Origin of the sequence: Leisingera sp. S132 (genome assembly GCF_025144465.1) — a bacterium.
Taxonomy (GTDB): Bacteria; Pseudomonadota; Alphaproteobacteria; order Rhodobacterales; family Rhodobacteraceae; genus Leisingera.
In genome coordinates, this window is the sequence record NZ_CP083553.1 from 3,875,289 (window position 1) to 3,888,223 (window position 12,935).

At 59.0% G+C, this 12,935-nt stretch carries 18 protein-coding genes; 3 read left to right on the top strand and 15 right to left on the bottom strand.

Going from position 1 to position 12,935, the window contains the following annotated elements; all coding sequences use genetic code 11:
- Positions 1–30: 30 nt before the first annotated feature.
- The 9 genes from K3725_RS19085 to K3725_RS19125 are packed head-to-tail and all read right to left on the bottom strand — an operon-like array spanning position 31 to position 4,597.
- Positions 31–525 carry a flagellar basal body-associated FliL family protein gene (locus K3725_RS19085; RefSeq protein WP_260016810.1) on the bottom strand — a complete coding sequence of 165 codons (495 nt, stop codon included), beginning with the start codon at positions 523–525 and terminating at the stop codon, positions 31–33.
- An 8-nt stretch (positions 526–533) separates the two neighbouring features.
- Complete coding sequence (flgH, locus tag K3725_RS19090) at positions 534–1,274, bottom strand: flagellar basal body L-ring protein FlgH (protein WP_260016811.1); 741 nt, start codon at positions 1,272–1,274, stop codon at positions 534–536.
- Positions 1,274–1,696 carry a flagellar basal body P-ring formation chaperone FlgA gene (flgA, locus tag K3725_RS19095; protein ID WP_260016812.1) on the bottom strand — a complete coding sequence of 141 codons (423 nt, stop codon included), beginning with the start codon at positions 1,694–1,696 and terminating at the stop codon, positions 1,274–1,276. The genes flgH and flgA overlap by 1 nt, the downstream gene beginning before the upstream one ends.
- Positions 1,696–2,481: a flagellar basal-body rod protein FlgG gene (flgG, locus tag K3725_RS19100; protein WP_260016813.1), complete on the bottom strand. Its 786-nt coding sequence runs from the start codon at positions 2,479–2,481 to the stop codon at positions 1,696–1,698. The genes flgA and flgG overlap by 1 nt, the downstream gene beginning before the upstream one ends.
- 10 nt (positions 2,482–2,491) lie before the next feature.
- Positions 2,492–3,208 carry a flagellar hook-basal body complex protein gene (locus tag K3725_RS19105; RefSeq protein WP_174146916.1) on the bottom strand — a complete coding sequence of 239 codons (717 nt, stop codon included), beginning with the start codon at positions 3,206–3,208 and terminating at the stop codon, positions 2,492–2,494.
- The gene (locus K3725_RS19110) at positions 3,208–3,480 is read right to left on the bottom strand and encodes a flagellar biosynthetic protein FliQ (RefSeq protein ID WP_260016814.1); all 273 of its coding nucleotides are present in this window, start codon (positions 3,478–3,480) and stop codon (positions 3,208–3,210) included. The genes K3725_RS19105 and K3725_RS19110 overlap by 1 nt, the downstream gene beginning before the upstream one ends.
- 3 nt (positions 3,481–3,483) lie before the next feature.
- Positions 3,484–3,780, bottom strand: coding sequence for a flagellar hook-basal body complex protein FliE (gene fliE, locus K3725_RS19115; protein ID WP_260016815.1), 297 nt, complete (start codon positions 3,778–3,780; stop codon positions 3,484–3,486).
- Positions 3,781–3,802: 22 nt separating this feature from the next.
- Positions 3,803–4,195, bottom strand: a complete 393-nt coding sequence (flgC, locus tag K3725_RS19120; protein WP_039184410.1) for a flagellar basal body rod protein FlgC — start codon at positions 4,193–4,195, stop codon at positions 3,803–3,805.
- A 12-nt stretch (positions 4,196–4,207) separates the two neighbouring features.
- A complete protein-coding gene (locus tag K3725_RS19125; protein ID WP_260018641.1) occupies positions 4,208–4,597 on the bottom strand; it encodes a FlgB family protein in 390 nt (129 codons plus the stop codon).
- 88 nt (positions 4,598–4,685) lie between these two features.
- Between K3725_RS19125 and K3725_RS19130 the strand changes: the two genes are divergently transcribed.
- Entirely contained in the window at positions 4,686–6,014 is a 1,329-nt protein-coding gene (locus tag K3725_RS19130) for a FliI/YscN family ATPase (protein WP_260018642.1), read from the top strand.
- Between the two features lie 116 nt (positions 6,015–6,130).
- Here K3725_RS19130 and K3725_RS19135 read toward each other — a convergent pair whose 3' ends face one another.
- From K3725_RS19135 to K3725_RS19160, 6 genes are all read right to left on the bottom strand, one after another.
- A complete protein-coding gene (locus K3725_RS19135) occupies positions 6,131–7,063 on the bottom strand; it encodes an IS5 family transposase (RefSeq protein WP_260015482.1) in 933 nt (310 codons plus the stop codon).
- Positions 7,064–7,798: 735 nt separating this feature from the next.
- On the bottom strand, positions 7,799–8,203 hold the full coding sequence (gene flbT / locus K3725_RS19140) for a flagellar biosynthesis repressor FlbT (RefSeq protein WP_019295212.1): 405 nt from the start codon (positions 8,201–8,203) through the stop codon (positions 7,799–7,801).
- Positions 8,204–8,205: 2 nt separating this feature from the next.
- Positions 8,206–8,577 carry a flagellar biosynthesis regulator FlaF gene (flaF, locus tag K3725_RS19145; RefSeq protein WP_260016816.1) on the bottom strand — a complete coding sequence of 124 codons (372 nt, stop codon included), beginning with the start codon at positions 8,575–8,577 and terminating at the stop codon, positions 8,206–8,208.
- 78 nt (positions 8,578–8,655) lie between these two features.
- Positions 8,656–9,465 carry a flagellin gene (locus K3725_RS19150; protein WP_260016817.1) on the bottom strand — a complete coding sequence of 270 codons (810 nt, stop codon included), beginning with the start codon at positions 9,463–9,465 and terminating at the stop codon, positions 8,656–8,658.
- A gap of 203 nt (positions 9,466–9,668) precedes the next feature.
- The gene (locus K3725_RS19155; protein WP_260016818.1) at positions 9,669–10,028 is read right to left on the bottom strand and encodes a flagellar protein FlgN; all 360 of its coding nucleotides are present in this window, start codon (positions 10,026–10,028) and stop codon (positions 9,669–9,671) included.
- On the bottom strand, positions 10,021–10,314 hold the full coding sequence (locus K3725_RS19160) for a rod-binding protein (RefSeq protein WP_260016819.1): 294 nt from the start codon (positions 10,312–10,314) through the stop codon (positions 10,021–10,023). The genes K3725_RS19155 and K3725_RS19160 overlap by 8 nt, the downstream gene beginning before the upstream one ends.
- A gap of 1,024 nt (positions 10,315–11,338) precedes the next feature.
- Here K3725_RS19160 and K3725_RS19165 point away from each other — a divergent pair.
- Positions 11,339–12,157: a flagellar hook-length control protein FliK gene (locus K3725_RS19165; RefSeq protein ID WP_260016820.1), complete on the top strand. Its 819-nt coding sequence runs from the start codon at positions 11,339–11,341 to the stop codon at positions 12,155–12,157.
- Between the two features lie 4 nt (positions 12,158–12,161).
- Positions 12,162–12,839: a FlgD immunoglobulin-like domain containing protein gene (locus K3725_RS19170; RefSeq protein ID WP_260016821.1), complete on the top strand. Its 678-nt coding sequence runs from the start codon at positions 12,162–12,164 to the stop codon at positions 12,837–12,839.
- Positions 12,840–12,935 lie beyond the last annotated feature (96 nt).

A 12,935-nucleotide genomic window follows, 5' to 3' on the forward strand; every position in this document is an offset into this window, starting at 1 on the left:
CCGGCCCTTTTGTCGTGCGGTACGGACTGGTCATACGTCCTGACGGGAGATTTCCATGATCAGGACGTCATAAATCCCTTTGCCGACATGTTTCTGCGCGGCTTCACGCAGAGCGGTGCGCAGCGGCTCAAGCACGTCGGAGCGTGTGAAGGCCCCGCGGAACCCGCCCATGTTTGCGTGGTCAAACAGAACCTGCAGGAAGACATCCCGCAGTTTGGGTTCGTAGGTCCGTATTTTCTCGCTGGTGCCTTTGGCCGTTTCCAGGCTGAGCGAAATCACCACAAGGGAGGTCAATTGGTCGCGATCAACAACCGGCACAACGAACTGGTTGTTGATTTTGACGTATTCGCGCAGATCCTCTTCGCTTTCTTCGGAGTGATCCTCTGCGGCGGAGGGGACAGGAGCCGCTTCATCACTGGTGGCGGCGTGGTCTTCCTCAGGTGCGGGCGCCAGCATAATGCCGGCGCCGATGCCGCCTGCGGTTCCGATGATCAGCAAAATGACTGGCAGAAGTTTGGACAGCATGACAATCCTCAGAACGGCAGAACAACGTCAAGCAACTGCTGGCCGTAACGGGGCTGCTGCACATCGGTGATTTGGCCGCGGCCGCCATAAGAGACGCGGGCAGAGGCGATTTTGTCGTATGTGATTTCGTTCTGGCGGCTGATGTCCTGTGGCCGGACATAGCCGGTGACCAAAAGCTCCCGCAGTTCGAAGTTCACCCGCAATTCCTGGGTGCCGCTGATTGCCAGAACACCGTTGGGCAGCACGTCGACTACGGTTGCGGCGACCCGCAATTCCAGCTTCTCGCTGCGCTTTACGGATCCCTTGCCGCCCGAAGAACTGGAGCTGCCAAGCTCAACTGCATCAGCGGATGACGCACCATCCGGAAGCTTTTCGTCCAGGCGCTGCGGCAGGCCAAGCAGGTGCGGCACGTTCAGGCTTTCGGACCCTGAACGCGACCGCTTGGTGTCGTTGGAGATCTCCGCTTCTTCGTCGATTTCAATCACCACGGTCAAGATGTCACCGCGCTTGATGGCGCGGCGGTCTCCGAGCAGTGATTGTTGAGAACCGCTCCATAGCGACGCGCCATCAACGGTGCGCCGGGTTTGGGTTTGCGCGGGCAGACCCTGGTATAGCATTGCAACATGCTCCGGCGATTCATTCGCCGGGGTGAAGGAGGGCGCCTTGCCCAAATGATCCATCCGGCCGCAGGCCCCCAGCAAGGCGAGGCCGAAAAGCAGTGGTTTGACGGGAGAGAGTTTCTTGGACATCAGTTTACCTCAACAGAGCCGTCTTGAGCGACACGGCCGGTGACGGTGGCGCGGGATGAAAGGTTCATGACCCGGACAGCCTCGCCGGCAGCGCCGCGGCCAAGCGCCCGGCCTTCTGCGGCGATGGAAAGTCCGCCCTGGCGGAAGATCAAAGTCACGAGATCGTTGCGTTCAACAATGGCAGGCGGGCCGATATCGCCTGCTCGAAGAGGTCTGCCTTCATAAAGAGCGACGCGTGCTTCCAGGCCGACAACGTCCGCAGGATCCGACAGCGCGCCAAGGATTTCGCCCTTTTTCAGCGCCAGATCTTCGGCGCTCAAAATTGCTTTGGCGCGGATCGTGCGGGTCGGCACCAGGTAATCCGCCCAGACCGGCGGGGCACAGAGAGTTGCGGCAGTCAGGCAGGCAAGGAGAAGTTTCATCAGCGCACCTGCGTGGTTGCGCCCATCATCTGGTCGACAGCGGAGATGACCTTGGCGTTCATTTCGTAGCCGCGCTGGGCTTCGATCAGTTCCGTGACTTCGCGTACCGCATCAACCGAACTGGCTTCCAGGTACCCCTGGCGGAAGGTGCCCAGGCCGTCTTCGCCAGCGGTGGACAAACTGGCTGTGCCAGAGGCTTCGGTCTCAGTGAACAGGTTGCTGCCGATCGCTTCGAGACCCTTGGGATTGGTGAAGCTAGCAAGCGAAAGCTGGCCCAGAAGCTGGCCTTCGGTGGTTTCGTTGAAATAACCGTAGACCTCGCCCTCGGCATTGATCGAGATGCTGGTGGCGTCGTCAGGGATCGTGATTTCAGGGGAAACTGCAAACCCGTCGGACGTTACAATCAAACCTTCGGCCGTGCGTTTCAGCGCCCCGTCCCGGGTATAGGCCGTCTGGCCGGAAGGCAGTGTCACTTCCAGGTAGCCCTTGCCGTCGATGGCGACATCCAGATCGTTGTTGGTCTGCTGAAGCGCGCCTTGTGCCAAATGCACCGATACCGCGGCCGCGCGCACACCAAGCCCCACCTGCACGCCGGTTGGCAGCACGGTGCCGTCGGAGGCATTTACCGTGCCAGCCCGCGAGATTTGCTGGTAGTGCAGGTCGGCGAACTCGGCACGCCGCGCGTTGTAGGCGGTGGTGTTCATGTTTGCGAGGTTGTTGGAGATTGTCTCCACCCGCAGCTGCTGGGCGCTCATGCCGGTCGCGGCGATCTTCAAGGCACGCATCTGGATTCTCCTAGGTCTTGATCAAGTTCTTGATGGCATTGCGGATGCGCTCGTCTTCCGATTCCAGGAAGCTTTGGCCCATCTCATAGGCGCGCTGGACTTCGATCATCCGGGTCACCTCGGAAATCGCGTTCACATTGGATCCTTCCAGGAAGCCCTGCAGGACACTTGCGTCGAGGGTTTCCTCGATTTCACCTTCAACGCGGAACATCACCCCGTCTTCGCGCACCAGCGCGTGGCTCTCCACCGGCTTGAAAAGCCCGAGCTGTCCCAGCAGGCGGCCGTTTGCACTGATAGAGCCGTCGGCACCCACTTCGATTTTGCCGGCATCCGGAGGCACGAAAACCGGTGCGCGGCCAGCGTCCAGGACCCGGTAACCATCCATGGTAACAAGGTCGCCAGCAGAGTTCGGGGAGAAGGCGCCGGAACGTGTCAAGCGCTCGCCCTGAGGGGTTTCGACCATGAAGAAGCCGTCGCCTTCCACCGCGAAATCGAAAGTGCCGCCGGTTTTGGTAAGCTGGCCCTGCTCCATGGAGGTGTTGAAGATGTTCGCGCGTGACATCGACAGCGACTGTTGGCCGGGCGCGGACTGTACAAATTCCGAGAAAATCAGTCCCTCCTGGCGATAGCCGGTGGTGGCGGAGTTCGCGATGTTGTTTGCAATGACACGCATTTCGCGCATCAGCCCCGACTGGCGGGAAAGTGTGGCGTAACCTGCGGCTTCCATTAAAAACCTCCGGCAATCATCGGAACAATGTGGCCATCAAAAAAGGCCACAAGAGTTTGTGTCATGAAGCCCATCGTCATCCAGAACACGACAATGATGGCTGTCAGCTTGGGCACAAAGGTCAGTGTCATTTCCTGCACGGAGGTCAGAGCCTGGAACAGGCCGATGGACAGGCCAACGGTCAGGGCGACAACCAGAATCGGCGTCGACATTGTGACGGCTGCCCACATGGCCTGGCGCAGGGTGTCATAGAAGAGGCTTTCGCTCATCATGGCTCAGACCGGCATTCTCAGGATTTCCTGGTAGGCCTCGACCACCTTGTTGCGCACGGTGACAGCGGTCTCAACCGCCAGTTCGGTCTGTGCAAGCGCCTGCACGAGGGCGTGCGGATCCGCCTGAGAGGTCATAGCCTGCACGGAGACTTGCTCGCTGCTCTGCAAGGTCGTTGCAAAGCTCTCGAAACTCTCCCTAAGACGGGCGCCAGCGCTGGCGGCCTCATGGTTCGGGTCAGCTTTGGTGGCAGGGCGGGCGGCGGCGTAGCCGCTGGCGGCGGAAAGACTGCGAATATCCATTCTGGATCTCCAAAAATTTCGGTTATCGTCTCAAAAGGTCCATCAGCGAGGCTGACATCGATCGGGTTTGCTCGAACATCTTCAGATTGGCCTCGTAGCTGCGCTGGGCTTCCCGGGCATCGGCGATCTCGATCATCAGATCGACGTTCGAGCTTTTGTAATGCCCGCTTTCGTCTGCCAGCGGATGCGAGGGATCATACACCTCTTCCAGGTCGCGCCGGTCCAGGGTTACCCGGCCTGTGCGAACGTGCTCCACATCGGTCTGAAGCTCGCGAACAGCTTCAAACGGCACGGTTTTGCGGCGGTAACCAGGAGTGTCTGCGTTGGAGATGTTTTCTGATACATGCCGAAGCCGCGAGGCTTGGGCCTTGAGGCCGCTGGCGGTGACGGAGAGGGCTCTGGAAAATTCACTCATCGCTCATTCCCCTCAGGTTTTGCCCAGGCTGGCGCGCAGAATATTCATGGAGGATTTGTAGATCGTCATGGCACGCTTATGCTGACGCGCAGTTTCAACCCCCTTCAGCAACTCGGTTTCGACGGACACCGAGTTGTCATTGGGGTCACTGCCTGCGTCTGTTGACGTGACAGCCCAGTCCAGATTGCTGCCAGAGGTGCCATTCAGATGGCTGCCACGGGATGCGATCATGCTGGCCGGGCGGGCGCCTGCGGCAAAAACTTCTTTGAAAGGTTTGATATCCTTGGAGTGGTAACCCGGGGTATCGGCATTGGCGATATTCTGTGAAACCAATGCCTGGCGTTTGCCGGCATGGGTCGCCATTGAATAGGCAATTTTGAATACGTTCAATTCTGTGAACACCAGGGTTTCTCCCTTGATCGATTTCAATCAAGGCTTAACCCCGATTCCTTTAGAAATTGTTTTCAGGACATCAAGGGAGGCCGCTGCGATGAAAGCAGAGCTGCAAGCACTAACCCGACAAATTGCCGGCAAGCGCCTGGTAACCCAAGTCGGGCGGGTGACAGGGATTTCGGGTGGAGAGATCGAAATCTCCGGTCTCGCCGCGGCGGCCCGGATCGGTGACCGGCTGGTGTTGCGCCGCGGTCCTCAAAATTCCTTGCATGGTGAAGTTCTAAAAATTAGTGGGAGTAAAATCAGCATGTTGCCAGATCGTGCGCCGGACGGCGCGGCCATTGGCGACCCGGTTTTACTGCATCCGTCACCGGAGTTTTCTCCCAGCGATCATTGGATTGGCCGGGTCATTGATCCCTTTGGAGAGCCGCTGGATGGACGCCCCATGCTGCCTGGTTCCGAGCCCCGCGACCTGATGGCGCCCCCGCCCAAAGCTGCCGGCCGGCGCTCAATGGGGGAGCGGCTGGCCACTGGCCAGGCGGTACTCAATACGATTCTCCCGATCGTGCGGGGGCAGCGGGTAGGGCTTTTCGCGGGTTCCGGGGTTGGCAAGTCTTCATTGCTGGCCAAACTGGCGCAGAGCATGGAGGCCGATGTTGTCGTGATCGCACTGATCGGAGAGCGCGGCCGCGAGGTGAATCACTTTGTCGAACAGGTGCTGGGACCGGATGGTATGCGCCGCGCCGTTGTGGTGGCGGCAACATCCGATCAGTCTGCCTTGGTTCGCCGCCGCTGTGCATGGGCTGCCATGACTGTGGCGGAGCATTTCCGGGATCAGGGCAAAAACGTCCTGTTTCTGGCTGATTCGGTCACCCGTTTTGCAGAAGCGCACCGGGAGATTTCCGCTGCTTCGGGTGAAGCTCCCGCGCTCCGCGGATACCCGCCGTCGGTGACCCCGTTGATCACCGGTCTCTGCGAACGCGCCGGGCCGGGCGGGGACGGTCAGGGTGATATCACTGCTGTGTTCAGTGTCCTTGTGGCTGGTTCGGATATGGATGAGCCGATTGCTGATATCCTGCGCGGTGTTCTGGACGGGCACATCGTGTTGAATCGCGAGATCGCCGAACGCGGGCGGTTTCCTGCGATCGATGTCTCCCGATCAGTGTCGCGCAGCTTGCCTGCCGCGGCCTCAGCCGATGAGAATACGGTCATTCAGGAAGTGCGCAAATTCCTGGGGGCCTATGAGCAGTCGGAGGTCATGATTCGGGCCGGTCTTTATGCCGAGGGCAATGATGCTGTGCTGGACCAGGCGGTGAAACTGTGGCCGGAACTGGATGCGTTCTTTGGCCGTGAGGATCCAGAGGGTATCACCAGCAGCTTCAACCGGCTTATGCTTATGTTGCGCCGGGCCAAGGCCGGGCGCTGAAACTTGACAATTTCATTACCGGGATGACCGAAAGCCCGGATCTGGGCCCATTACCTTGGCGCGACTCTGTTGCGCAAATCGGTTGAGGGCCAAGGTTCCCCTTTCCCCAGACGGACTTATCCCACTGCCTCTGTGACGGGTATGCCAAGCGCGGTGAATCCGTTCATGACCGCAACACGGAGCTGAAGCTCGGCAACCTGACGTCCAGGATCCCGTGCCATCAGTCTTTGTCCCAGCAGTTTCATGCAGTGCATCTTGGTTTCGGCACGACTTCGGCGGTGGTATCCACTCCATTTCCGCCAAAGCGCTCGGCCAAGGTATTTCGACGCCCGCAGCGCTTCGTTGCGCGCAATCGCGCCTGCGGTGTCGGGTTTCCAGGGCTTGGCGTTCTTGCGGGGCGGGACGACGGCATTGGCACCTCGGTTGGCGATGGCATCGTGGCACTTGCGCGTATCGTAGGCGCCATCTGCCGTGACACTGCCGATCTCCTGCTCGGGCGGGATCTGATTAAGCAGTTCCGGCAGCATGGGCGCATCACCAATGTTGCTACTGGTGAACTCGACTGCCCGGATTTCCAGTGTCTTTTCGTCGATACCGAGGTGAACCTTGCGCCACACGCGGCGTTTCGAGCCACCGTGCTTGCGCGCATTCCACTCGCCTTCGCCCTCTACCTTTATCCCAGTGCTGTCGATCAGCAGGTGTAGCGGCCCCTCAGAACCACGATACGGGATGTTCACGGCGAGAGACTTCTGGCGGCGTGAAAGCGTGCTAAAATCCGGTACCGACCAGTCCAATCCACTCAATCGCAGGAGACTTTCCACGAAGCCGGTCGTCTGCCTGAGCGCCATACGGAACAGCACCTTCATCGTCAGGCAGGTCTTGATCGCGGCGTCGCTATAGATGGGCTGTCGGCCTCTCTTGCCGGTCGGCCGGGCCTCCCACGTCATCTCGGGATCGAACCAGATCGTCAGAGAGCCACGACGCTTCAGCGCTTCGTTATAGGCCCGCCAGTTCTTGATCTTGTAGGTCGGGGGTGTTGGTCTGCTCATGCCCTCCAGCTATCACGCTGGATTCATGAGATGAATCCCTCACCCGATTTGCGCAACAGAGCCCCTTGACGCGTATCCTGCCAAGCCAAGGTCTGAGCTCCTTTTACATGCTGGTCGTGAGCTGACACGGCTGTGCGATCGGGTCTGCGGAGACCGTTCGGGGATCAGGAGACGACAGTTTCCGTGATTTTGCCAAGCACCTTCAGCTGTTCTGGCGATAGCAGACGTACCGCGGCAGCCGGACCGCCTGAATCCCTGCAATCGGCGCAGCAAATGCAGCTGTGCCAGCTGCAGTAAATTCTTGGAAGAAAGTCGGTATCACTCTGGCAAACGCCATTAGCCTGTTTCCATCCGGCCTGGAATTTTGCGAAGCATTTCCTGGCGTATAAACCAAAACCAGCAACACTGAATGGCAGCGAGTTCAGAACCATAGGTTGCGGGCCACTTATGCGCCTGGCAATGCTGATATCAAATCCGGATGCGCGGTTCGGCCGGCCAGAGCAGAGTAGCTTTGGCAGCATCGCTGCCGGATAGGACGCAGCGCTCCAAGATAGCAGGCAAGCAAAAAGGCTGCATGCTGCTGAGTTTGCACAGTGTCACGTCTGGCTTTAGGCAGCCAATGCTGCCTGCGCCCCTTGCAAGCTCCGGTTTCATGTGACGAAAACTGCCTTGGGAGCGGGGCCGGCAGGGATGTTTAAAACCCGCCCTGGCATCGGTAGCCGGGGCGGGCGGGGTTTAGGACGGCCGGACTGCGAACAGACGGTCTTCGCGTGGCAGCAATGTTCGAAGAGCTTTCAGGCAGCGGTAATGGTTGTTGCTGATCAGAGCGTCGGTCGCTTCCGCGATGGAGGAGCGGCTGTCTGGATCAGTGAAGACCTGGCTCAGCTCCTCGATCCGGCGCAGCATGGGCAGGCGTTCTTCTTCGGGATCGGCATCACCTGACAGGATCAGCTGTGCCGCGTAGCACACCCGGCGCACCGGCGTATTGGCCTCTTCCGGATGGATTGCGTCGCGAAGACGCAGGATGTTGGCGTCTGGAGTGACAATGGAAAGACGGCTGCGGCGGTCGCCGTTTTCAATCACCGCACCATTTACCAGGACGCGCTCCTTTGGGGCTAGTTTCAGGACAAGTCCGCTCATATTCAGGATGCTCCGCTGCGGAGGCCACGCATGATGGCCGTATTGATTTCCACCAGCGGCCGGACATCGGCCTTGCGCTGAAGCACTTTGGTGGTGTGTTGTCTCGTGAATTCTCCCAGTTCGAACAAGTTCTGCTTGAGATCATCCGGCAGGGGATTGCCTTTCGAAGCGATGTCTACTGTGAAAATGGACCAGAGTTTCCGGTTGTCGTTCAGGGCTGTGGCGAGCTCGTTGAACCCATCGCGGCCTTTTTGCGTCGCCGTAATCATCCTGCGGGTGATCCGGGCAATCACTTCATACTCGAAATTCTTAGCTGTCCGGGTCGGGGTCTTTGCCGCCGAATAGGCACTCTTCGCCTTCAGAAGGGCATTCACGTGTTTTCCTAACGTATTGTTCTTCAGGTTCTCTGAGAGGGGAAGACCGGGGCGCCATCAGCGCCCCGGTAAGGGCTGTTAACGGAACAGCTGCTGCAGGGTCTGCGGCGCCTGGTTGGCGATGGAGAGCGATTGCACCGCCAGCTGCTGCTGGGTCTGCAATGCCTTCAGCCGGGCCGACGCTTCTTCCATGTTGGTGTCTGCCATGGTGCTGACACCGGACTTCAGCGAGTCGGTCAGTTTCGACACGAAGTCGTTCTGATCGGACAGGCGGTTGCTGTCCGCACCCAGCTGGGCCGCGGCGTCGATTGCAAACGTCAGCAGGGCTTCGACCTGGGTCAGAACGTCCGCTGCGTTGGCGGAGGTCAGAGCATCAATGTCGCTGGTATCCAGGGACGCACCGGTGTCGATCGCCGAAACGGTGATCACGTCGCCGGTCGCGCTGATGCCGCCAAGAACGTCGAGCTGCGAAGTCACGGCGGTGTCAAGCAGGTTGGCACCGTTGAAGCTTGCGGAGTCGATGATCGATTCGATCTGTTCCTTCTTCTTGGCCAGGTCAGCTTCGATCTTGTCGTGGTCAACGTTCTGCGAAACGCCGGCAACGGCCAGTTCACGCATTTCCTTCAGGGTTTCAACGATCTGCTCCATGCCGGAGGACGCGACCGCCACAGTTGCCTCGCCGAAGTTCAGGGCGTCGCCCACGGCTTCGTAGGCCTGGATGTCGGATTCCATGGTTTTGGAGATGGCCCAGACAGCGGAGTTGTCTTTCGCCATGCCGACCTCTTTACCGGTCGAGATCTGGTTCTGAGTTTCTTCCAGATTGTTGTTCACGGACTTCAGGGTCTGCAGAGCAACCATTGCGCCGTTGTTGGTCAGAATGCTGGTCATAGCTTTTTCCTTTAGCTGCGGGGCGCTTTGGCCCCTGAATTACTTGCCCCTCCGGGGCGCTGTGTGACGTCTTTCTGACTGTGCGTTCCACCGTCCGGTTTCCGCGCCACCCTTGATCAGGTGCAAGGCGACTTTGGCGCAGGATTTGCTAAGGGAGTGCTAATGGCGGAATTTGGTTTTTTAGAATTTTCCCCAAATTGCTCTCAGGCCCTTTTCTCCAGCTTGGCGCCGCTGCGGGTGCCAAAGCGGGTTCGGCGTCCGGATTGATCGTATACGTCCAACCCTTTGCGGATTCGGCGCAATTCGGCCATCCGTGCAGCAACTGACCGGATTCCGTTCATCGCGCTGTCCAAGAGATCCTGGTTGCGTGTCAGTTTTGTCTGAACCTGCTCCAGTGCTTCTCGTTCGAGTTCAGAAACGGAGTTCAGTTTGCCGATGATTTTTTCTTTTTTCGCCAGCAGGTCTTCCAGCTTGGCCAGGTCGCCCGCCATAAGGGCAGTCCGTTCCTGATCAAGGATCTGATCCAGATCATCAATGAGTTGTTGCGGGTCCGGGTTACTCACCTTGGGTCTCCTTCAATGCGTGATAAAGTGATTCGGCCAGGCCGATGCCGCCAGAGCGGGCAATCTGGTTGGCTTGTTCGCGGATCAGAAAACTGGAGAACTGCTCTTCGCCTGCTCCGCCGCCAAAGGCGTCGCTGGCTTCGCCGAGACCGGCGGATTTCAGCATTTCTGCAAGAAATGAGGCTTCCAGCTCAATGGCGGCTTCACGCAGCGGATCTTTGTGTGCGGGCCGCACCGGGGCAGTAGCCGATGCGCTTTGCAACGGGATAGGCAAAAGATCAGTCATGTCCGGTTCTCCGGTTGGTGCTCGAATTCCATCGATTTTTCCGAGACTGCACTGCAACCGGTTAAAATTGCCGTAACTGCTTTGGGCTAAGTCTTTGCGAGTCGAGATAGAATGTCTGGAACAGAACATGATGATGAATTCGATCCTTGGTGTTGAACCTGCCACCGGCGGAAAAACGGCGTCTGCTGCATCTGGAAATTCAAATAAATCAGACGGTTCAAGAGATTTTTCAAATTACATGACTGCGGAACCGAACCAGGGCGAAGAGGCTGGCGCAGCGCGCTCTCCGGATGCCGAATCCCCTGTTGCGGAATCAGTGGAAGAGACGGACGCGAAGTCTGTTGAAACCGACGGCAGCAAAGAAAGTTCTTCTCAAGAAGAGGCAAAGGCAGACTTGCCCGCAACTTCCGAAAACCCGTCTGCAGCGGACCCGGATATTGCCGCTCTTGGGTTGGAGCAGGTCACTAACAATGTTGCTGGGGTGACGGATTTGCCAGCTCATGCCCAAACGGAGGGCACAGTAAGCACTGCGCAAAACGCCGCAAGCGCAGATGCCATTGACGAAACTATTACCGCTGCAAGCCAGGCTCTGCAGCGGAACGGGACACAACAGGCTGACCTTTCCAATGGCGAAGCTGGGAACGCAGCGGCAAAACTGGCTGCGCATGGCGATGCGCAACCGGTTCAGGCAAGCCAGAACACGGGTGAAAGTCAGCTTGCGGGTTCGCCGAAGCCCAGCACCGGGGCTGCAGCCCAGGTGCCGGAAACTGAAAGGACCCCTCCGCAGGAACCTCATCCGGTTAGGGGTAAGGAGGCAGTCCCCGGGAGTGCAGCGGCAATTCCGGAGGCGGTTGCCGCCAGGAAGGCAGCTGCAGGGGAAAGTTCCGGCAGCCGTTCAGAGATGAACGTCGCAGGGCAGAAGGGCACAAGCCCCTCTGGCGGCGTTCAGAGCGCTGCGGCCGGTGAGGATGCCGAGGCGGCCAAGAAAGTTTCCGGGAAGCCAAATGTGCAGGCCGTTGAACAAATGCAGGCCCGGCAGCCCGAAGGTGTAGCCCGGGCGGTTGCCGCTGGCGCGCAAGGCGCGGTGCAGTCGCTTGCAGCCGGATTGCCTGCGTCACGGGACACATCGCGCAATCCGGATCTTGGCTCGGTCAGCATCAAGGTTTCGGAGGATATTTCGGCAGAAGCCCTTGCCGAAGGAAAACCGGGTTCTGGGACATCCCGTACCGGCCAGTTCAGCACGGTGCCCGCAGTTCAGGCGGCCCCGCAAGCTTCGGTCATGTTTCAGCCGCTGTTGGCCGCTGGTTTGGCAGAAAACGCAGGCGAGGCTGATCTGCCGTTTCACGCGCTTGGGCTTTCGGGAGAGGCCCCGGGGTTGAGCCAGCTTCTGACCGAAGCGTCGTTCGGTTCACACACGGTGCACCGGCCGGAAATGCCCCGGATGATTGCAGCCCAGATCGCCGAAGCCTTCGCTGCCAAAGGCGACCAGAAGGTTGAGGTGAGCCTGAACCCTCAGGAGCTAGGGCACGTCAAGATGCGCGTGGTGACCAGCGAAACCGGCATTACGATGATTATCCAGACAGAACGCCCAGAAACCGGAGATCTGATGCGCCGCCATATCAATGAGCTGGCCGAGGAATTCCGCCGAATGGGCTATGAGGACATTTCGTTCGAGTTCAGCGGCGGCCAGGCGGGCAGCGGCGGAGATGGTGATGGCACTGAGGAAGGTGCGGGTCACGATGGCGGAGCGGCGGGGGCACGGACCGATGGCGCTGAAGCCGCCGGCGAGAAAACAATACAAAACCTCCGGCTCGGATCTGCCGGCGTGGATATGAGGGTTTGATCACATGACAACAGCAGTTACTTCCGCAGGCAACCCCGCGGCACAATCCAATCCGCTGCCGGCGGCCTCACAGCAAACCTCAGGGCTGACGTCGGATTTCGAAACATTCGTGAAGATGCTGACGGCGCAGGCGACAAACCAGGACCCCTTGGAGCCACTTGATTCGACTGAATATGCGGCGCAGCTTGCGCAGTTCTCCATGGTGGAGCAGCAGACCAAGAGCAATACATTGCTCGAGGGGCTGCAATCGCAGCTTGGGCTGGCAAACATGGCCGCTTTGTCCGGCTGGGTCGGGATGGAGGCCCGGGCAGTTGCACCAGGCTATTTCGATGGCACCAGCTCGGTCACCATTGCACCCAACCCGGCAGCAGCTGCTGACTCGGTCACCCTGGTAGTGAAAAATGAAAACGGCACTGAAGTGCAGCGCGTCACACTTCCGGTTTCGGCGGAGCCTTATGAATGGAATGGCCTGGATGACGACGGAAATGCGGTAGAAACCGGAGAGTATTCTTTTGTTGTTGAAAGCCGCAAAGGGGATGATCTGCTGCTTGCGGAACATGCCGAAGTCTACTTCAAGGTGAACGAAACCCGGATGCAGGGTGGAGAAGTTGGACTGATCACCCGGGGCGGTTCGGTGGTCCTGGCCTCTTCGGTCAGCGCGTTGCGCGAACCCGCTGTGTAATCCGGGAGTAGGCGCTGGCGGAAAATCTGTCTAAGAACAGGGCGGCCAAGCTCCGGAGTCCGCCCTGCAACCGCTGACAGACCAGTTCCAATCCAG